Below are 18,647 nucleotides of genomic sequence, written 5' to 3' on the forward strand. Positions count from 1 at the left end.
TGTGGCATAATCGAAAGGTTGCTTACGGCCCCATCGTTTAGCGGCCTAGGACACTGCCCTCTCACGGCAGCGGCGCGGGTTCGAATCCCGCTGGGGTCACGAAATTCGCCCCTGATGACAAAATCTCAGGGGTGAATCTCTATTTTTAGAAGATTTATTCCAGCGGCATTGGCGGCTGGTGCGTACCTTGAGCTTCCGGGTGCTTGGTGCGGTAGCGGGTAATCAACACTGAGAGCACAACAATCAGAATTACCGGCGCCAAGGCAGCCATATTCAAACCAGTAAACAAGGACAGGGCAACAATGGAGCCGGCTACGGCTCCACCGGTAGCACCGGCCAGGTTTTGAATCGAGTCGCTGAGACCTTGCACGTTGGTCTTTTGATCTGCTGGGACGCTAACAACCAGAAGCGCTGATCCGGCAACTGTGGCCGCGGACCAGCCAAGACCCAAAAGAAACAGCCCAATTGTTACCAGGTGCTCTTGCTCGGAACCAAGGCCCGCTATCAATAACGCAGCAACAAAGATGACCTGGCCAGCCAAGATGGTTCTGGTTGGCCCAATCTTGTCGCTGAGGATTCCAAACAGTGGTGCAAAGGCATACATGCCAAGAATGTGAAGGCTGATTACAAAGCCAACAAAGACCAAGCTGCCTCCGTGGCTAGTTACATGAACCGGGGTCATGCTCATAACCGCCACCATGGTCATATGCGAAAGCGCAATTGAAACAATTGCGTATCCCGCAACTGGGAACTTAGCCAAGGTGCCAAAGGCACTGGCAATAGAGAGCTTCTTACGCACCTTGACATTTTGAGCATCAATTTGCCTGGCGACCAGTAACGGGTCTGGTCTAAGGCCAAACCAGAACACGGTGGTGGCAAGCATCTGGGCGATGATTGTGAAAACAAACGGACCGGTTAAATCAGGCAAGCCCAGCCATTGGCCAACTGCTTCTCCTGGTCCAAATAGATTTGGTCCTGTTACAGCACCAATGGTGGTAGCCCAAACAACAAGCGAAAGATCTTTACCGACTTTTTTCTCAACTGGAATATCCGTTGCGGCAAAGCGAGCTTGCAAGCTGGCGGCGGAGCCTGCACCCATGAAAAACAGCGCAATAAGAAGTAGTGGGAAGAGTTTCAGGCTGGCTGCAGTAATGATAAGTGTCGCTCCGGTGATCGCGAGCGCGGCTCCAAGACCAAGTGAGTACCTTCTGCCTTTGGCAAAAGCTAAGCGAGATAGCGGTATCGCCCAGAAAGCTGTTCCGAGGGTGGAAAAGGTAGCGGCGGCTCCCGACCAAGCCACAGTGCCAGATAACTCAGCAGCTAGTAGGGCACCAATAGAAAGTGTTGATCCAAGGCCGAATCCGCTGAGAATTTGGCCTAGGGCTAAGGTCCTAACAGTGCGTTTTTGCAGGAAATCTAGGCCAGAAATACTCACTGCCCCAATCTACCTGCTCAAAGGTAAACTGGAGCTTCAACAAATCTAAGGTGAGGCATGTCGGGTAATTCCACACCGCTTACATTGGCGGAAAAGCTTTGGAACAGCCATCTTGTCGCCAAGGGCGAAGATGGTGCGCCAGACCTTCTTTATATAGACCTACATTTGGTGCACGAAGTCACCTCGCCACAGGCCTTTGATGGGTTACGCCTTGCTGGCCGCAAGGTAAGACGGCCTGATCTAACTATCGCCACCGAAGATCACAACACTCCCACAGTCGATATCGACAAGCCAATCGCTGATCTAACCTCCCGTGCTCAGATAGAAGCACTTCGCAAAAATGCTGCTGAATTTGGCATCAGGTTGCATTCATTGGGAGATAAGAACCAGGGCATCGTTCACGTGGTTGGCCCACAGCTTGGTTTGACCATGCCGGGTATCACGGTGGTTTGTGGGGATTCTCATACTTCTACACATGGCGCTTTTGGGGCGCTCGCGATGGGTATTGGAACCAGCGAGGTTGAGCATGTTTTGGCCACCCAGACTCTTCCTTTGAAGCCTTTCAAGACCATGGCTATCAACGTCGAAGGAACCTTGAGACCAGGGGTTACCTCCAAGGACATCATCTTGGCCGTTATCGCGAAGATTTCAACCGGTGGTGGCCAAGGCTACGCGCTTGAGTATCGAGGCAGTGCAATTAGAGCGCTTTCGATGGAAGCTCGCATGACTATTTGCAATATGTCTATTGAGGCTGGAGCCAGAGCGGGCATGGTGGCTCCTGATGAAACAACGTTTGCGTACCTAAAGGGAAGACCACACGCTCCAACCGGCAAGGACTGGGACGACGCAGTTGCCTACTGGAAAACACTTCCTACCGATGAGGGAGCAAAATTCGACGCTGAGGTTTTCTTGGACGCGGATACTCTGGATCCTTTTGTGACTTGGGGAACCAATCCAGGCCAAGGTGTATCGCTTTTGGATAGTGTTCCTAACCCAGAAGATATCTTGGACCCGAATGAAAAAGCTGCCGCCATTCGCGCACTTGAATACATGGATCTAAAACCTGGAACCAAGATGAAAGACATTCGTGTTGACACTGTGTTTTTGGGCTCTTGCACCAACTCGCGCATTGAGGACCTTCGTGCCGCCGCAGCCATCGTTGAGGGTAAGAAAAAAGCCGATGGCATTCGAATGATGGTTGTTCCCGGATCACAGAAGGTTCGTATTCAGGCCGAAGAAGAAGGCCTCGACAAGATTTTCAAAGACTTTGGTGCTGAGTGGAGATTCGCCGGTTGTTCGATGTGTTTGGGTATGAACCCTGACCAGCTCGCCGCAGGCGAGCGGGCCGCTTCGACATCAAACCGTAACTTTGAAGGACGCCAGGGTAAAGGCGCTAGAACGCATCTGGTTTCACCACTGGTTGCAGCAGCCACCGCTATTCGCGGGACGCTATCTTCTCCTGCAGATCTAGAGGTGATGGCCTAATGGAAAAGATCTCTACTTTTTCTGGTGTTGCAGTGCCTCTGAAAAGATCAAACGTTGATACCGATCAGATCATTCCGGCAAGTTATCTAAAGCGCATTACCAAAACCGGTTTTGAAGATGCGCTGTTTGCCTCTTGGAAAGCTGAGCCTGACTTTGTTTTGAACCAGCCGGTCTTTCAAAACGGACAAGTACTTATCGCAGGACCGGATTTTGGAACAGGTTCTTCGAGAGAGCATGCGGTTTGGGCACTTCGCGACTGGGGCTTCAAGGCGGTGTTTTCAGCGAAGTTTGCAGACATCTTTACTGGTAACAGCGGTAAGCAGGGATTAATTACTGGCGTGATTACCGAGGACGAAACCAAGCAGATTTGGGATGTCATCGATGCCGATCCAGGGGTTTCGGCAAGTGTGGATTTGCCCAATCAGAAGCTATCTGTTGGGGATTTAACTGTTTCTTTTGCCATTGATGCCTATACCAAGTGGCGATTAATGGAAGGCCTTGACGACATTGCACTAAGTTTGAGGGACGAGGGAGCAATTACTTCCTATGAGTCATCACGCGAGGCGTGGAAGCCACTAACTTTGCCAGCTAAGGGAATCTAATGAGCGTCATAACCGTAAACGGCGGAAAGCCGCTTTCAGGTCGCGTGGATCTAAAAGGTGCCAAGAACCTTGTCACCAAGGCGATGGTTGCCGCTTTACTTGCCGATTCCCCAAGCGTTCTAAAAGATGTTCCAAAGATTAGCGACGTTGAAGTTGTTGCCAGGCTGTTGGAATTGCACGGAGTTTCAATCAACTTCAACGACGCGGGAGTTATGGAGCTTGACCCCAGAGGCGTCAAGCAAGCTCGCATGGTTGACATCGATGCTCATGCCGGGTCTTCTCGCATTCCAATCCTGTTTTGTGGTCCTCTACTGCACCAGCTAGGTGAGGCGTTTATTCCTGACCTTGGCGGTTGTCACATCGGTGGTCGCCCAGTTGATTTCCATTTGGATGTGCTTCGCAAATTCGGAGCCGTCATCGAAAAGTCCCAAAACGGAACCAGGTTGAGCGCCCCTAACGGCCTACACGGAGCCAAGGTCTCCCTTCCATACCCAAGCGTTGGTGCTACCGAGCAGGTGCTTCTAACTTCGGTTCGAGCTAAGGGTCTAACCGAGCTATCCGGTGCTGCCATTGAGCCAGAGATCATGGATCTAATCGCCATTCTGCAGAAGATGGGTGCGATTATCTCGGTTGATACCGATAGGACTATCCGCATCGAAGGTGTTGAGAGCCTAAATGGCTACACCCACCGTGCACTCTTTGATCGTAACGAAGCAGCCTCTTGGGCAGCAGCAGCTTTGACTACCGGTGGAGATATCTTTGTTGGGGGAGCAAGGCAGATTGAAATGACAACTTTCCTGAACGTTTTCAGGAAAGTTGGCGGTGGTTTTGACATCGAAGACGATGGAATTCGTTTCTACCAAAAGGGCGAAGATCTACACCCGGTAGTTATCGAAACCGATGTTCACCCAGGCTTTATGACTGACTGGCAGCAGCCACTGGTGGTTGCCCTAACCCAGGCCAAGGGTCTTTCGATTGTTCACGAAACTGTTTATGAAAACCGCTTTGGTTTCACCGATGCTCTGGTGAAGATGGGCGCACAGATTCAGATTTACCGTGAGTGCCTGGGAGGTAACCCTTGCCGCTTCGGTCAGATGAACTTTTACCATTCCGCTGTTATCTCGGGACCAACTGCACTGCACGGAGCGGACATCGTGGTTCCGGATCTGCGCGGTGGCTTTAGCCACATGGTGGCAGCTTTGACCGCCAAGGGTGTTTCCAATGTCAGCAACGCGCAGCTTATTTCTCGTGGTTACGAGCACTTCCTTGAGAAGCTTTCAGATCTTGGGGCCGACTTTAGTTACGCGGAGTAGCCATGGCTAAAAAGCAAAAGTTGATTCCGATGCCGAAGGTAACCTCGGAGGAGCACCCACTTGCGGTGCGAGTGATTGCATTCTTTTTTGCGCCAATAATTCGGATGTTTTTCAAGGTTGAAGTAACCGGTAGCGAAAAGCTGCCAAAATCCGGTGCATACATCCTTACCCCAAATCACGCCACCAACATGGATGGTCTTGCGGTCGCGTACTTCATTTACATGAGGCTAAAGCGCGGACCACATTTTTTTGCCAAAGAAGCGCTTTTCAACATTCCCCTAGTTGGTAAAGCACTGCTTGCAGGTGGTCAGATTCCAGTATTTAGAAAAGGCGGTCAGCGCAATGATGACTCGTTCAAGATTGCTAACTCTTACCTGCAAGCCGGTCACATGATTTGCATCTACCCAGAAGGAACGCTAACTCGGGAACCTAACCTTTGGCCGATGCGCGGTAAGACCGGAGCTATTCGCGTAGCCCTCAATAGCGGAGTTCCGGTTTATCCAATTGCTCACTGGGGTAGTGAGCAGATTATGGGTCGATACAGCAGCAAGTTCCGCCCCGGTTTTTGGAAGAAAGTTCAGATTCTGGTTGGCGACGAAATTGATCTAGCAAAGTATCGTAAAGAAAACCTCAGCGCGCAAGAACTCCTGGAAGCCACCGAGCTCGTGATGCGAAGCATCACGGCTTTGGTGGAACAACTTCGTGGCGAAAAGGCACCTGGAACCCTTTGGGATCCGGTAGCTATGGGGCAAACCACAACTGGAAACTTCGAGAAGGCAGCTAAGAAAGCAGCGACTCAATGATCAAGGTGGCTGTAATTGGAGCAGGAAGCTGGGGGACAACTTTTTCTAAAGTGCTAGCTGATGGCGGATCTAATGTGATGCTTTGGTCTAGGCGTGAAGAAGTTGCTTCCGAAATAAATAATTCACACCGAAACGGTGACTACCTACCTGGGGTAAACCTACCGGCAGGCATTGTGGCGTCGACAGACATCGAGAAAGTGCTCGTTGGTGCCAGCCAGGTTTACATCTCTGTTCCATCTCAGAGCCTCCGATCTAACCTCGAGCAATGGGGCAAGTTCATTCCAAAAGACGCGATTGTAGTTTCGCTAATGAAGGGCGTTGAGCAAAAAACCGGTCTTCGAATGAGCCAGGTAATCGAGGAGCACGGCATTACCGAGGACCGCGTAGTTGTTGTCTCGGGTCCCAACCTTGCGTTGGAAATCGCAGATGAGCAGCCAGCCGCTTCGGTAGCAGCTTCTAGCTCGGCAGCTTCTGCCATGGCGGTTGCTAAAGCTTCCACTAACTCTTACTTCACTACTTTTACCAACAACGATGTAATCGGCACTGAATTTGGCGGAATCTTGAAGAATCTAATTGCTGTTGCAATTGGAATCGTCAACGGCGTTGGCTATGGACAAAATACCAAGGCTTCGATCATGACTAGAGGTCTATCAGAGATATCTCGTTTTGCAGAAGCCTTTGGAGCAAAGCCAGAGACCATGGTGGGACTTGCCGGTCTTGGGGACCTTATTGCAACCAGCGAGTCTCCTTTGTCTAGAAACCATAAGGCGGGTGAAATGCTCGGTAAGGGATACTCCAAGCGAGAAGTGCTGGCCAGGCTTTCACAAACCGCAGAAGCATTGGTTTCTGTTTCCACTGTGCTGGAACTAGCTCGAGAAAAGAACATCGCGATGCCTATTGTTGAGCAGGTGGAGCTGGTGATTGAGGGCAAGATGAATCCTAAAGATATCGCTCCTCACCTAACGCACATGAGTGACACTCCACAGGGAGAATAAGTACATGGCAAAAATTCTTGTTGCGGTTTTATTTGGTGGCAAATCTAACGAGCATTCGATCTCGGTAGCAACCGCTTCAGGGGTACTAAGCGCGATTGATTCTTCGAAGTATGAAGTTGTCCCAGTTGGCATTACTCGCGATGGGGTATTTGTGCCCTTCACGGGAGATCCTGCAACACTCAGTCTTAGCCAAGGACTCAAAACCATTGAGCATGAAGGCTCAACTATTCGTTTTGCAATGGATGGCTCTTGCGAGCTATTTGAAACAGATTCCTCAGGCAAAGAGCGCTCTCTTGGGGTAATTGACGTAGTGATGCCAATGCTGCACGGTCCCTTTGGTGAAGATGGCACCATGCAGGGCTTTTTAGAACTTGTTGGTGTTCCATATGTGGGTAACGGAGTGCTTGGCTCCGCGGCTGCAATGGATAAGGAATTTAGTAAGGCGCTATTCAAGGCCGCTGGCATTCCAAGCCCTGATTACGCGGTTGTTTCAGCCTCCGACATGCTCAACAACCCGGAGTCGGCACTTGATCGCATCAAGGATTTAGGCAAGCTGCCATTTTTTGTGAAGCCGGCTAGATCTGGCTCATCAGTTGGAATTACCAAAGTTGACTCAATGAAGGATATTCCTGCTGCACTGACCGAGGCATTCAAGCACGATGACAAGGTGATTATTGAAGTTGGGGTAGTCGGGCGTGAGATTGAGTGCGGGGTTTTGGATTCTTTGGATGGCGGAGCGCTTAGGGTTTCGGTTGCGGGAGAGATCACGGTTCGTGGACGTGAGTTTTATGACTTTGAGGCGAAGTACGTCGACAGCGATGCGGCAACACTTATTTGCCCAGCGGATATCTCCTCTGACGAATTATCAAAGATGCAACAAATGGCCAGAAAGGCCTTCAAGGCCTTGGGTTGCAAAGGTCTTGCGAGAGTGGATTTCTTTTTGACCGATAAGGGCTTTATGGTCAATGAGATAAACACCATGCCAGGCTTCACGTCGATTTCGATGTTTCCAAGATGCTGGCAGGAATCAGGCCTTAGCTATAAGGACCTAATCGATGAGCTAATTTCACTAGCTCTTGTGGATAGCAGAAGCTAGTTCTTCTAAATCCCCAAGCTAATTTGTCCCGAATGGTAAATTGAGCTAGTGAAAGAGCAAATACCGCCCCTTCTTCGACCTGATTTTGTGACCCCAGTGTCTCTAAAAGACTTTGCGAAACACTTTGAACTGGAAAGCCCGGCGGAGGATGCTGTGCTGACTGGTATCAGCATGAACACCAACGATTTGCGCCCAGGCGACTTGTTTGTTGCCATGCCAGGTAAAAAAACTCACGGTGCAGAATTTATTGAAAAAGCGCTCTCTTTAGGCGCAACCGCTGTTGCTAGCGATACCGCAGGTCTTGCTCACACCCAAGGAATTTCTGTTCCAGTGGTTCGAATCGAAAACCCGAGAGAGCACTTAGGTAACCTAGCGGCTTATGTTTATGGCAATCTGCCTGGCAATATGCCACTTCTTTTTGGAACCACTGGAACCAACGGCAAAACCTCGACCACGTATTTGCTGGAAGCAATCTTGCGCCAAATGGGTCAGGTTACTGGGCTTACTTCTACCGCCGAGCGACACATCGCTGGCGAGACAATTGTTAGCAGGCTCACGACCCCTGAGTCCACCGAGATGCAGGCCCTGATCGCAAGGATGCGTGAGAGCAAAGTTACTTCGGTGGCTATTGAGGTTTCTGCGCAAGCGCTTTCTCAGCTTCGGGTGGATGGATTGCACTTTGATGTTGTTGGCTTTACTAATTTGAGCCATGACCACCTGGATGATTACAAAGACATGCAAGAGTATCTAGAGGCCAAGCTGCCGCTGTTTTCTGCACACCGCGCCAAGCGCGGTGTGGTGTGTCTTGATTCCAAATACGGCCGCGACTTTGTTGAAAGATCAGAAGTTCCGGTAGTTACTATCACTAGCGAATTGGGAGTAGAAGCTAAGTGGCACGTTGCTGTTACGGCTGAAAACCCGAAGTACACATCTTTTGTTCTTGCCGGCCCTGACAGTGTGACCATTAGATCTCGTGTTCCACTTCTTGGGGCTCACATGGCAGCAAACGCGGGTCTTGCAATCGTGATGCTAATTGAGGCTGGGTTTGACCCGAAAGTAATTGCCAAAGCTATTGAAGGCGGCATTGATGCTTACCTGCCGGGTAGAACTGAGCGAGTCAGTGGTGACACAGGACCTGCGGTCTATGTTGATTTTGGACACAGCCCAGATGCTTTCTTGCACACCCTAGATGCCGTAAGAAAAGTCACCTCAGGAAAAGTAATCATGCTCTTTGGTGCTGACGGTGATCGCGATCCAAGTAAGCGACCAGCCATGGCCCAAGTTGCTGCAGCGGGGTCAGATATTTTGGTAATCACCGATCACCACCCAAGATTTGAAGATCCTACTTCGATTCGGGCTGGGTTAGAAAAATCTGCGAGAGAGGCTTATCCAAACCACGAGATCTATAACGTCTCACCACCAGAAGCTGCCATTCGCAAGGCAGTCTCGCTAGCAACAACCGGAGATGCGATTTTGTGGGCAGGGCCAGGACACCAGGACTATCGAGACATCAGGGGAGTTAGAACTCCATACTCGGCTCGAAAAGAAGCTCGCGATGCACTCAAAGAGCACGGCTGGTCTTAGTTAGTAACCTCGGTGCAGCGCTTGGTTGCATCCAAAACACTAATTGATGCCGCTAGCTCTTCTAGCACCGTGACTCCAGCAACCACGGTTGAGTCAACGATCACTTCGGTTGCGGGGAAGCGGGCGAAAGTAATGAATCGGTAATTGGGAGCTTCTGATTCATCTAGTAACCAGTCGATTTCCGATGCGGTCACGCAAACTAGCGAGCTTACTTCGACAGGCTCCAAGCCACAGCGCAAGATAACCGCGGCTGGTTCACCCCAGGCGGCGGTTGATTGGGCGTTGACTCTTCGCTCGGGTAATCCAGCAAGCTCATCGGGCAGGCGAACAATAATCTCTGCACAAGCCGCGTCATTGGCCTGCTCGGCAGGCTCCAGTGGAACCACCGGTGCGCAGCCAGCAAGTACCAGCACGGAAGCGGTTAGAAGAAGTAGGTGGTTTTTTGGCATCGCTATTAAGGCTACCTTTGATTTGTGAACGACCAAACTTTAGCGCAGCTGGGCGAGATAGAAAGCCTTCGGCGCACGGTGGCGCGCCTAACCCCAAGCGTGCACGCGTTGGTGGGATCTGGCGATGATGCAGCCGTTATTGTTGCCGATCAATCTTTTGTAGTTTCCACCGATACTTTGATTGAAAATCATGACTTTAGATTGGATTGGTCAAGCTCTTTTGATCTTGGCTACAAAGCAGTAGCAACCAATCTGGCTGACATTGCTGCCATGGGAGCCAAACCAACTGCACTGGTTGTTGCTCTGGTTGTTCCAAAAACCACCAAGATCTCCTGGTTAGAAGGCTTCGCCGATGGTTTAGATGCCGCCTGTAAAGCACTTGCCCCAGGTGCTGGAGTAGTTGGTGGAGATCTTGCCGCAGGAGACCAGCTTGTTGTTTCGGTAACCGTGCACGGCAGCATGGAAGGCAGAACTCCTGTTCTTAGATCTGGCGCACAAGCTGGCGACATCGTTGCGGTGGCTGGAACACTGGGTAAATCTTCCTGCGGTCTGGCGTTATTGCAGTCGGAAAACAAAGACCTTATCAACTCCTACGATGACTGGGTCTCGTATCATTTGCGACCCGAGCCACCTATCCAAAAAGGTGTTGAGGCTTCGATTGCCGGTGCTACCAGCATGCTCGATCTTTCTGACGGATTGAGTGCGGACCTAATGCGCATCTGCAAAGCCTCAAATGTTGCTATCGAGCTATCTTCTAAAGAGCTACAAGGCTTCGAAGCCATGCTGGAGCTTCCCGCTTTGGGCTTAGGTGTGGATCCAAAGAACTGGGTCTTACACGGTGGCGAAGATCACGCACTGGTTGCAACTTTTCCAAGTAATGCTGTTCTGCCAAAAGCATTCAAGGCCATCGGTGTTGTTAGTGCTGGTGAGCCAGAGCTTTATCTTGATGGGGTTCCGTTAGAAGCCAAGGGTTGGGATTCCATTACTGGAAAGTAATTTATGGGTGCAGATCCTTATTTAGCTCTACTCCAGCGCCGGTTCTGACTAGTGCTTCAACTCTTCCGGTCATCGAGTTGCGCCTGAATAGTAAATTGTCAATCCCCGATAGCTCAGCGGCTTTTAGGTTCTGTTCTTTGCCATCAGCAATAAGTGTCAACTTGGTTCCCGCGGTCACATAAAGTCCTGCTTCAACCACGCAGTCGTTGCCGATTGATATTCCAATGCCGGAGTTAGCTCCAAGCAGCGCACGCTTTCCGATGCTGACAACTTGCTTTCCGCCACCAGAAAGGGTTCCCATAATCGAGGCTCCGCCTCCGATGTCCGAACCATCGCCAACAACCACTCCTTGGGAGATTCTTCCCTCCACCATGGAAGCCCCCAAAGTTCCAGCATTAAAGTTCACAAAGCCCTCGTGCATCACTGTTGTTCCGGGGGATAAGTAAGCTCCCAATCGAACCCTGGAAGCATCGGCAATTCTTACTTTCTTTGGCGTTACATAGTCAACTAGCCTTGGGAACTTATCGATGGCGTGAATAACAACTCCTGCTTTGGTGAGCGCTGGGCGCAATCTGTCTAGATCATTTAGCGCTACAGATCCAATAGAAGTGAAGGCAACAATTGGCATAGCGCCAATAAGCCCTTCGAGACTTATGGAGTTGGGTTTTACCAGTAGGTGCGATAGCAAGTGAAGTCTGAGATAGGCATCTTCGGTTGAGCTAACTGGCTGTGTGAGATCAATTTCAGTTCTAACAACCTGGGTTTCGATTGCTCTTCTGGGGTCAGATCCGACCAGAGCATCGAGTTCTTTTGGTACCACCCAGAGCGCATCGGTTTTTGGAGCGGGGCCGAGTTTTGGCTCTGGAAACCAAACATCCAAGACATGGCCTTGGGCATCTTTGGTTGCCAAGCCATGCCCCCAGGCCTTGGTTGTTTCTTCGCTCATCTTCCAAGATTACAAGCTAGGCTCTGGAATGTGTCCAGCAGTAACCTAAATCTCAATTCTGACGTTGCCGAGCTCACTCGCGAGCTGTGTGATATCGAATCAGTCTCGGGTAATGAGCGCGAGATAGCGGACGCTATCGAAACAGCCCTCAAATTAGTTAGCCACCTTAGTGTGGTTCGAGATGGCGACGCAGTGGTAGCAAGTACCAATTTGGGCAGATCAAAAAGAGTCATTATTGCAGGTCACATCGACACCGTTCCGGTGGCAGATAATCTTCCAACCAAACTAATGTCCTTTGAGCGTGAGCAGGTTATCTGGGGTCGCGGCTCGGTGGATATGAAATCAGGTGTTGCCGTGATGCTAAAGCTAGCCGCAACGGTGACCGAGCCAACTGTTGATGTGACTTGGGTGTTTTACGATAACGAGGAAGTAGAGGCTTCCAAGAACGGCCTTGGAAGGTTAGTTCGAAATCATCCGGATTTGATCAAGGGTGGCTTCGCGGTGCTTTGCGAACCTACTGGTTCGATTGTCGAAGGTGGCTGCAATGGAACCCTGCGGGCCGAGTTAGTGTTCTCGGGCAAAAAGGCGCATTCTGCAAGGTCATGGATGGGTGAAAACGCAATCCATAAGCTTGGCTCCGCTTTGGAGTTCTTATCGAGTTTTGAACCTGCAGAGATTGAAGTTGATGGCTTGGTATACAAGGAGAGCCTGAATGCTGTTTTGGTCAACGGCGGTATCGCAACCAACGTGATTGCCGATCGGGCAATTTTGACCGTGAACTACCGCTTTGCACCTTCAAAGACTCAAGCGCAAGCTGGGGAATATGTGAAGAGTTTATTTTCCGGTTGCGAGATCAACATCGTTGATAGCGCACCGGGAGCAAGACCAGGGCTACAAAGCCCCGAGGCTAAGGCATTTGTTGCTGCCGTTGGCACATCAGTACATCCAAAGTATGGCTGGACCGATGTTGCTAGATTCAGTGAACTGGGCATTCCAGCGGTGAATTATGGACCGGGGGACCCCAATAAAGCTCACGCTGATGATGAATCCCTGCCAGCTAGCCAGATTTACGCCTGTGAGAGTGGATTGAGAAATTTTCTGACCTCAAATCTTTGATAAACTTGGAACTTGGCCCACCGGTCACAAGTATTTCAAGGAGTCAAAATGGCAGCAATGAAGCCTCGCACCGGCGATGGACCGATGGAAGCAGAACGTGAACCACGCGGTCTAATTATTCTTAGGGTCCCTCTTGAAGGTGGCGGTCGCTTAGTTGTTTCGGTAAACGAAGAAGAAGCCAAGAGCCTCCACAAAGTCCTAGAAGGCGTAGTTAAGAAGAAGTAACTCGCTTGCTGGCCATCAGCAAGCCATCACCCACTGGCGATAAAGCAGAAATGAAATCCTGCTGGGTAGAAAACAATCTCAAAACATCACGGTAAATCACTGTGGCCTCATCGCGCATGGCGGGATCTGGAACCCGATCTCGCCACAGCGCATGGGAAATTGCCACCACGCCGCCAGGCCTAAGCAACCTCGAAGCCTGCCTGAGCTGATCTTCCAGATCGCCTCGCTCGGCATCTAGGAAAACTAGGTCGTAAGCGGCATCGGCCATGTTGGACATAACCTCGGTTGCCTTACCGGAGATAACTCTGGTTCTAAGAGGTGAAATTCTGGCATCTTTGAAAGCCATCTTGGCCGCCAGCTGAAACTCGGGGTGAGAATCAATGGTTGCTAAAACCGAATCCTCTGAGGCGCTCAATATCCACAAACCCGATATTCCGGCACCGGTTCCAGCTTCAACGATGGCTTTGGCTCCTAAAGCGGAGGCAATCAAGGCTAGGTGTGAGCCAACGCTTGGCGTTACACACTCGATTCCTAATTCTTCGGCCCTGGCGCGAGCTTCGATTATGGCTGGCGACTCCGAAACAAAGTCTTCGGTGAATTTCCAGCTTGATATCTTGTCGACCATGATCTCTCCTAATCTCAAAGCTTAGAGCCGCTCGGGTGTAAATGGCCGTAGCCAAAGAGGTAGCCTATATGGGTGTTTGGACTCTCCGGCGAAAAGCTATTAATTCTTGGGTTGATAGCTGTTTTTGTGCTGGGTCCGGATAAATTACCGCACTACGCCAAACAACTAGCTAACTTCATTAAATCTTTGAAGCGGATGGCTGATGGCGCCAAGGGACAGTTGCAATCTGAAATCGGTGAAGAACTCGATTGGAAACAACTTGATCCAAGAAAATACGATCCTCGAAGAATCATTCGTGAGGCCTTGGCCGAAACCGATGCTCCAACTTCGGTAGCAACGTTGAATAAGCCAACTACCAGAGTGCAGCCAAGGTTAGCTGTGGGCGAAGTGGCACCCTTTGATTCGGAAGCTACCTAGAGCTTCTTCATCACTTTTGCTAGAGCATTCATTAAAGGCGCCATCTTGTTGTATTGCTTGGCCCTAGATGGGAAATTAAGCAGTCCTGTTGCAATTCCAACCGTTCGAGCTTCGGTAAATCTCAGCAATCCGTAGTGACCATTTCTTCTGCCAACACCGGATTGCTTCATGCCACCCATAGGGGAGTCAATCGATGCCATCGAGGCGCGGTAACCCTCGTTGATGTTCACTGATCCTGCCATTAGGCGGTTGGCAACTTTCTCGGCTAGTTTCACCGGCCCCACTACTGAGGCGTTTAGTCCAAGCTCGGTGTCGTTGGCCAATTCAACCGCTTCATCAATGCTGTCGTAACCGACAACTGCAATAAATGGGCCGAAGACTTCTTCGCGAGCGAGTCTCATTTCCGGCTTGATGTCGGTCATGACAGTTGGTGAGTAAAAATAGGGTCCAAGCTCTGGACGAGCCTTAGCTCCAGCTAGCACCTTGGCTCCCTTACTTACCGCATCAGAAACGTAGTCTTCAACGCGCTTAAGTTGGTTGATACCGGTTAGGGTTCCCATGTCCATCTCGAAGTTGTCACTCTTTCCGATCTTGAGTGAGTTAACCCGGGATGCAAGTTCTTTTTCGAAAGCTTCCTTTTGGTTGTTTGGAACATAGACGCGTTCAATGGAAACGCAGAGCTGCCCTGAGTTTCCAAATGCTCCAGCGATAACCTTCTCGGCAGCGTCGCCAAGTTTGGCACCTGGAAGAACAATAAGCGGGTTCTTACCGCCTAGCTCGAGTGAGTAACCAATCAATCTCTTGGCTGCTCGCTCAGCAACTATCTTTCCGGTCTTAGTTGATCCAGTGAAGGCAACGTAGTCAACCGAGTCAGTAACCGCATTTCCAACAGTTGCACCGTCGCCAACCACGATTGTCCAGGCACTATCTGGAATACCAGCTTCGATAGCTAACTTTCTGGCGTAAAGCGAAACAAGCGCCGTTTGGTTATCAGCTTTTTGCACCACGGTGTTACCGGCTGCAAGTGCTGGCAACACATCGAGCATCTGCAGGGCAAGTGGGTAGTTCCACGGGGTGATTACTCCAACTACTCCAACTGGAGAGTATGTGACATAAGAACGAGTAACAAAGGGAACCCCTGAGTTAGTGATCTGCTTTTTTAGAACCTTGGGTGCGATCTTGGCAAAGTAACGGGTGGACCCAAGGGAACCAGCAACTTCTTCGAAAGCGTGCGCGCGCGCCTTGCCGGTTTCAAGCTGCAATAGATCCATCAACTTGTCTTGGTTGTTTAGAAGTAAATCGTGCAATCTAAAAAGCGCCGCAGCGCGCTGCTTGACTGGCATAGCTGCAAACGAAGGCTGAGCATGTCTTGAGTCGGCAACTGCCTTTGCCACTTGGCTAACGCTTAGCTGGGGCAGGTCATAGATTTTCTTGCCAGTGGTTGGGTTCACAATTGTGACCTGGTCGGAACTTTCCGGAAGGTGGGACAAAAGGCTCGGGATGCTGTATTCGCTCATGGTTATCATTCTACGAATAGATAATTACTTGGGATCCAGATTCAGCTTTCTACCAGCAAGTAAGCGACCCTGTTTGGCAATCAAGCTGGCAATCTTGTGAATCTCGGTAGCTGCCGCATCTTCTGAGCTACCGGCACAAAGCGGTTCACCCTTGTCTGAGCCTTCGCGCAAAGCTACCGATATCGGCACTTGCCCGATCAAGGGAACATTTACACCAGATAGCGTGCTTAGGGATTTAGCTACTAGCTCGCCGCCGCCCGTTCCAAAAATCTCAATTCTCTTGCCATCTTGTTCTAGGTAGCTCATGTTTTCAATAACGCCAAAAATTGCTTGGCCGGTTTGTAAGCCGACGGCTCCCGATCGCTCGGCGACCTCGCTGGCAGAAAGCTGCGGTGTTGTCACAACAACCGTTTTGGCGCTTGGCAATAACTGCCCAAGGCTAATTGCAACATCGCCTGTTCCAGGAGGTAGGTCTACTAGCAACACATCCAGATCGCCCCAGAAGACATCGCTCAAGAATTGCTCTATGGCACGGTGCAGCATGGGTCCTCGCCAAGCAACGGGTTTGTTGTCTTCAACGAACATGCCAATCGAGATTACTTTTACGCCGAAGGCAACTGGGGGCAAGATCAGCTCGTCTACTCTGGTTGGCTTTTCGGTAATGCCGAGCTGACCGGGAATTGAAAAGCCAAAGATGTCGGCATCGATAAGGCCGACTTTTTGACCTTGGCTCGCCAGGGCAACAGCCAAGTTAGCGGTCAAGGTTGATTTGCCAACACCTCCCTTACCTGAGCCAATCAAAAAGATGTTGGTCAGGGTGTCTTTATCAAAAGGGTTATGCCTCATGGGCTTGCCGCCACGAAGTTTCTTCTTCAAGGCATCCCGTTCTTCGGGAGTCATGACCGTGAGGCTGACATTGATTTTTGTTACTCCAGGAATTGCTGCAACCGCGTCGTGGGTTTCTTGTTCGATGCGTCTGGCTGCTGGGCAGCCAGTGATGGTGAGCTTGATTTCAACATCTGCGGTGCCATTTTGGAAGCTTACTTTTCCGACCATATCTAGCTCGGTCAAAGCAATGCGAAGCTCAGGGTCAATTACTTTTGAAAGAGCTTGATAGATCAGGGCCTCGGACACCCCTTAACTCTACGGACAGGCATGAGAGAATAGAAACATGAGTCAGAAAAATGCACCATCTACCCTTCCTGAAGGCGAAGTTGTTGGCCAGTTCAAAAACTACCTAGAAGCGGTAAAGGTAGTTGAGAAGCTGGTTGAAAATGGTTTCCCGGCAAGACTTATTTCCATCATTGGCTCCGACCTAAAAACAGTCGAGAGCCTAAAGGGCAAGCTTGGCTATGGAAGAGTTGCACTCTCTGGTGCTGTGACCGGTTCTTGGATTGGCCTATTTTTTGGACTACTCTTTGGAGCTACCAGCACAACAGAGCAGGTAGTTGTTACAAACCTGAGCGCAGGAATAGTTATCGGTGCTGGAGTTGGAATGCTGCTAAACGTTATTCGTTTTAGCATGACCCGAAACAAAAGAAGCTTCATCTCCGCTCAAGCCGTGGTTGCCAAAAAGTACGATGTGATTGTCCCAACCGGTCAATTAGCTGATGCCAAGAAGGCAATAAAGGCAGGTACTTCATCGGCGACCAAAAAGCCTGCCACAAAAAAGCCAGCTTCTAAAAGCTAGCTAAGACTGGCCATCCAGGATTCGATTTCCGCTGGAGTTCTTGGAAGTTTGGCTGAAAGATTCTCAACACCGTCTTTGGTCACCAGCACGTCGTCTTCAATCCTTACGCCGATGCCTCGGAAACGCTCTGGTGCTAATAGGTCGTTCTCGTGAAAATACAAGCCTGGCTCAATGGTGAAAACCATTCCCTCTTTTAGCTCTGCCTCTAAATACATTTCTTTTCTTGCCTGAGCGCAGTCGTGAACATCAAGACCTAAGTGGTGGCTTGTTCCGTGCACCATCCAGCGCCTGTGGAACTGCTTGTTGGCTTCTAGGGATTCTTCGGCGCTTACAGGCAGGATTCCCCAGTTAGCTACTTTGTTGGCAATCACCTTCATTGCAGCTCCATGGATCTCGCGGAACTTGATACCAGGCTTGGCTATCGCAAATGCAGCATCGGCAGCCTCGAGGACCGCTTGGTAAACCTCGAGCTGAGCATCGGAGTATTTGCCGTTTATCGGCAAGGTTCGGGTTATATCCGCCGTATATAAAGAGTCCATTTCTATTCCAGCGTCAACCAAAACTAGCTCACCACTATTTACTGGTCCGTGATTAGTAATCCAGTGCAGGATGCAGGCATTTTTTCCGGCAGCAGCAATGGTTTCGTAACCTAGGTCGTTACCTTCAAGTCTGGCTCTTGCAAAAAATGCCGTTTCGATGATTCTTTCGCCGCGCGGGTTCTTTGCGGCTTTTGGTAGAGCTTTCACAATGTCCTCGAAACCTCGGATCGAGCTAGCAACGGCTTGACGCATTTGATCAATCTCATAGGAGTCTTTGACAAGCCTAAGCTCAGAAACATACTGAGCCAGATCGCTGTCTTCAAGAGGTATGGCCTTTTTCTTATCTAGGTAAGCACTCAGTTCATTTAGATCGCGAGTTTCGATCTTGAGTAGCCCAGACACATCCTGCAGAGTTGGTCTTGCTCCTACCCAGAATTCGCCGATGGCGGGGTTAGCGAAGAACTCGTTTGATTCTTTGCCGGCTGTTGGGCGCAAAAACAGAATCTGAGCTGATTGTTTAGTGTCGATAACAAGCACAGAGTCTGGAACGGTCTGCGAGCCCCAACCGGTTAGGTGTGCAAAAGCTGCGTGTGGTCGATAGCGATACTCGGTGTCGTTAGACCTTGTCTTGGGTGCACCAGCTTCGATCACAACAAGTTGATTGGGAAACGTTTCAGCGACTTGGTCGCGTCTGGCCTTTGCAAAATCAGCAGCAGGGCTTTGAGATATGGCTTTGTTGGAACTTTCCTGCCAGCCACTTGAAATGTAATCAAGAAACTCTTTGCTGTTTGGGGTTCTGGAACGGTTTGTTCCA

General features: G+C 50.3%; 19 protein-coding genes and 1 tRNA gene. 13 read left to right on the forward strand and 7 right to left on the reverse strand.

Going from position 1 to position 18,647, the window contains the following annotated elements:
- The first annotated feature begins 26 nt into the window (after positions 1 to 26).
- A tRNA-Glu gene (locus tag AC9UES_RS04070) sits at positions 27 to 99 on the forward strand.
- 55 nt (positions 100 to 154) lie between these two features.
- Here AC9UES_RS04070 and AC9UES_RS04075 read toward each other — a convergent pair.
- Positions 155 to 1,435 carry an MFS transporter gene (locus tag AC9UES_RS04075; RefSeq protein ID WP_509527021.1) on the reverse strand — a complete coding sequence of 427 codons (1,281 nt, stop codon included), beginning with the start codon at positions 1,433 to 1,435 and terminating at the stop codon, positions 155 to 157.
- A 57-nt stretch (positions 1,436 to 1,492) separates the two neighbouring features.
- Here AC9UES_RS04075 and leuC point away from each other — a divergent pair, with 57 nt between their 5' ends.
- From leuC to AC9UES_RS04110, 7 genes are read left to right on the forward strand one after another with little or no spacing between them, the layout of a single operon-like run.
- The gene (gene leuC, locus AC9UES_RS04080; RefSeq protein ID WP_509527022.1) at positions 1,493 to 2,920 is read left to right on the forward strand and encodes a 3-isopropylmalate dehydratase large subunit; all 1,428 of its coding nucleotides are present in this window, start codon (positions 1,493 to 1,495) and stop codon (positions 2,918 to 2,920) included.
- Entirely contained in the window at positions 2,920 to 3,522 is a 603-nt protein-coding gene (leuD, locus tag AC9UES_RS04085; RefSeq protein ID WP_509527023.1) for a 3-isopropylmalate dehydratase small subunit, read from the forward strand. Before leuC ends, leuD begins: the two co-directional genes overlap by 1 nt.
- On the forward strand, positions 3,522 to 4,835 hold the full coding sequence (gene murA, locus AC9UES_RS04090) for a UDP-N-acetylglucosamine 1-carboxyvinyltransferase (protein ID WP_509527024.1): 1,314 nt from the start codon (positions 3,522 to 3,524) through the stop codon (positions 4,833 to 4,835). The genes leuD and murA overlap by 1 nt, the downstream gene beginning before the upstream one ends.
- 2 nt (positions 4,836 to 4,837) lie before the next feature.
- Positions 4,838 to 5,638, forward strand: coding sequence for a lysophospholipid acyltransferase family protein (locus AC9UES_RS04095; RefSeq protein WP_509527025.1), 801 nt, complete (start codon positions 4,838 to 4,840; stop codon positions 5,636 to 5,638).
- The gene (locus AC9UES_RS04100) at positions 5,635 to 6,633 is read left to right on the forward strand and encodes an NAD(P)H-dependent glycerol-3-phosphate dehydrogenase (RefSeq protein ID WP_509527026.1); all 999 of its coding nucleotides are present in this window, start codon (positions 5,635 to 5,637) and stop codon (positions 6,631 to 6,633) included. The genes AC9UES_RS04095 and AC9UES_RS04100 overlap by 4 nt, the downstream gene beginning before the upstream one ends.
- A gap of 4 nt (positions 6,634 to 6,637) precedes the next feature.
- Complete coding sequence (locus AC9UES_RS04105) at positions 6,638 to 7,729, forward strand: D-alanine--D-alanine ligase family protein (protein ID WP_509527027.1); 1,092 nt, start codon at positions 6,638 to 6,640, stop codon at positions 7,727 to 7,729.
- 48 nt (positions 7,730 to 7,777) lie between these two features.
- Positions 7,778 to 9,313 carry a Mur ligase family protein gene (locus AC9UES_RS04110; RefSeq protein WP_509527028.1) on the forward strand — a complete coding sequence of 512 codons (1,536 nt, stop codon included), beginning with the start codon at positions 7,778 to 7,780 and terminating at the stop codon, positions 9,311 to 9,313.
- Here AC9UES_RS04110 and AC9UES_RS04115 read toward each other — a convergent pair.
- On the reverse strand, positions 9,310 to 9,762 hold the full coding sequence (locus AC9UES_RS04115) for a DUF3515 family protein (protein ID WP_509527029.1): 453 nt from the start codon (positions 9,760 to 9,762) through the stop codon (positions 9,310 to 9,312). The genes AC9UES_RS04110 and AC9UES_RS04115 overlap by 4 nt on opposite strands.
- Before the next feature lie 24 nt (positions 9,763 to 9,786).
- On the opposite strand from AC9UES_RS04115, the gene AC9UES_RS04120 reads away from it, so the two are divergent.
- The gene (locus AC9UES_RS04120) at positions 9,787 to 10,758 is read left to right on the forward strand and encodes a thiamine-phosphate kinase (RefSeq protein WP_509527030.1); all 972 of its coding nucleotides are present in this window, start codon (positions 9,787 to 9,789) and stop codon (positions 10,756 to 10,758) included.
- A 1-nt stretch (position 10,759) separates the two neighbouring features.
- On the opposite strand, the gene dapD is transcribed toward AC9UES_RS04120, so the two are convergent.
- Entirely contained in the window at positions 10,760 to 11,704 is a 945-nt protein-coding gene (gene dapD / locus AC9UES_RS04125; protein WP_509527031.1) for a 2,3,4,5-tetrahydropyridine-2,6-dicarboxylate N-succinyltransferase, read from the reverse strand.
- Positions 11,705 to 11,734: 30 nt separating this feature from the next.
- Between dapD and dapE the strand changes: the two genes are divergently transcribed.
- Positions 11,735 to 12,820 (forward strand): succinyl-diaminopimelate desuccinylase, encoded by a 1,086-nt coding sequence (dapE, locus tag AC9UES_RS04130; protein ID WP_509527032.1) that lies wholly within the window; start codon positions 11,735 to 11,737, stop codon positions 12,818 to 12,820.
- A gap of 48 nt (positions 12,821 to 12,868) precedes the next feature.
- Complete coding sequence (locus AC9UES_RS04135) at positions 12,869 to 13,045, forward strand: DUF3117 domain-containing protein (protein ID WP_509523456.1); 177 nt, start codon at positions 12,869 to 12,871, stop codon at positions 13,043 to 13,045.
- On the opposite strand, the gene AC9UES_RS04140 is transcribed toward AC9UES_RS04135, so the two are convergent.
- A complete protein-coding gene (locus AC9UES_RS04140; protein WP_509527033.1) occupies positions 13,032 to 13,670 on the reverse strand; it encodes an O-methyltransferase in 639 nt (212 codons plus the stop codon). The genes AC9UES_RS04135 and AC9UES_RS04140 overlap by 14 nt on opposite strands.
- A 72-nt stretch (positions 13,671 to 13,742) precedes the next feature.
- On the opposite strand from AC9UES_RS04140, the gene AC9UES_RS04145 reads away from it, so the two are divergent.
- Entirely contained in the window at positions 13,743 to 14,087 is a 345-nt protein-coding gene (locus AC9UES_RS04145; RefSeq protein WP_509527034.1) for a twin-arginine translocase TatA/TatE family subunit, read from the forward strand.
- On the opposite strand, the gene AC9UES_RS04150 is transcribed toward AC9UES_RS04145, so the two are convergent.
- Together AC9UES_RS04150 and AC9UES_RS04155 are read right to left on the reverse strand one after the other, a co-directional pair.
- Positions 14,084 to 15,604, reverse strand: coding sequence for a succinic semialdehyde dehydrogenase (locus AC9UES_RS04150; protein WP_509527035.1), 1,521 nt, complete (start codon positions 15,602 to 15,604; stop codon positions 14,084 to 14,086). The two genes, AC9UES_RS04145 and AC9UES_RS04150, sit on opposite strands and share 4 nt — an antisense overlap.
- Positions 15,605 to 15,628: 24 nt before the next feature.
- Positions 15,629 to 16,738 carry an Mrp/NBP35 family ATP-binding protein gene (locus AC9UES_RS04155; protein ID WP_509527036.1) on the reverse strand — a complete coding sequence of 370 codons (1,110 nt, stop codon included), beginning with the start codon at positions 16,736 to 16,738 and terminating at the stop codon, positions 15,629 to 15,631.
- 37 nt (positions 16,739 to 16,775) lie between these two features.
- On the opposite strand from AC9UES_RS04155, the gene AC9UES_RS04160 reads away from it, so the two are divergent.
- Positions 16,776 to 17,294 carry a general stress protein gene (locus tag AC9UES_RS04160; RefSeq protein WP_509527037.1) on the forward strand — a complete coding sequence of 173 codons (519 nt, stop codon included), beginning with the start codon at positions 16,776 to 16,778 and terminating at the stop codon, positions 17,292 to 17,294.
- Here AC9UES_RS04160 and AC9UES_RS04165 read toward each other — a convergent pair.
- Positions 17,291 to 18,647: aminopeptidase P family protein (locus AC9UES_RS04165; RefSeq protein WP_509527038.1), on the reverse strand; the 1,357-nt coding region annotated here is incomplete at its 5' end. The genes AC9UES_RS04160 and AC9UES_RS04165 overlap by 4 nt on opposite strands.

Origin of the sequence: Rhodoluna sp. (genome assembly GCF_044232805.1) — a bacterium.
Taxonomy (GTDB): Bacteria; Actinomycetota; Actinomycetes; order Actinomycetales; family Microbacteriaceae; genus Rhodoluna.

Excerpts from the sequence above, each read along its gene's own strand:
- AC9UES_RS04115 (WP_509527029.1), bottom strand. The coding sequence starts at position 9,762 with ATGCCAAAAAACCACCTACTTCTTCTAACCGCTTCCGTGCTGGTACTT.
- AC9UES_RS04140 (WP_509527033.1), bottom strand. The coding sequence starts at position 13,670 with ATGGTCGACAAGATATCAAGCTGGAAATTCACCGAAGACTTTGTTTCG.
- dapD (WP_509527031.1), bottom strand. The coding sequence starts at position 11,704 with ATGAGCGAAGAAACAACCAAGGCCTGGGGGCATGGCTTGGCAACCAAA.
- leuD (WP_509527023.1), top strand. The coding sequence starts at position 2,920 with ATGGAAAAGATCTCTACTTTTTCTGGTGTTGCAGTGCCTCTGAAAAGA.
- AC9UES_RS04105 (WP_509527027.1), top strand. The coding sequence starts at position 6,638 with ATGGCAAAAATTCTTGTTGCGGTTTTATTTGGTGGCAAATCTAACGAG.
- AC9UES_RS04135 (WP_509523456.1), top strand. The coding sequence starts at position 12,869 with ATGGCAGCAATGAAGCCTCGCACCGGCGATGGACCGATGGAAGCAGAA.
- leuC (WP_509527022.1), top strand. The coding sequence starts at position 1,493 with ATGTCGGGTAATTCCACACCGCTTACATTGGCGGAAAAGCTTTGGAAC.
- AC9UES_RS04100 (WP_509527026.1), top strand. The coding sequence starts at position 5,635 with ATGATCAAGGTGGCTGTAATTGGAGCAGGAAGCTGGGGGACAACTTTT.
- AC9UES_RS04150 (WP_509527035.1), bottom strand. The coding sequence starts at position 15,604 with ATGAGCGAATACAGCATCCCGAGCCTTTTGTCCCACCTTCCGGAAAGT.
- AC9UES_RS04095 (WP_509527025.1), top strand. The coding sequence starts at position 4,838 with ATGGCTAAAAAGCAAAAGTTGATTCCGATGCCGAAGGTAACCTCGGAG.
- AC9UES_RS04160 (WP_509527037.1), top strand. The coding sequence starts at position 16,776 with ATGAGTCAGAAAAATGCACCATCTACCCTTCCTGAAGGCGAAGTTGTT.
- murA (WP_509527024.1), top strand. The coding sequence starts at position 3,522 with ATGAGCGTCATAACCGTAAACGGCGGAAAGCCGCTTTCAGGTCGCGTG.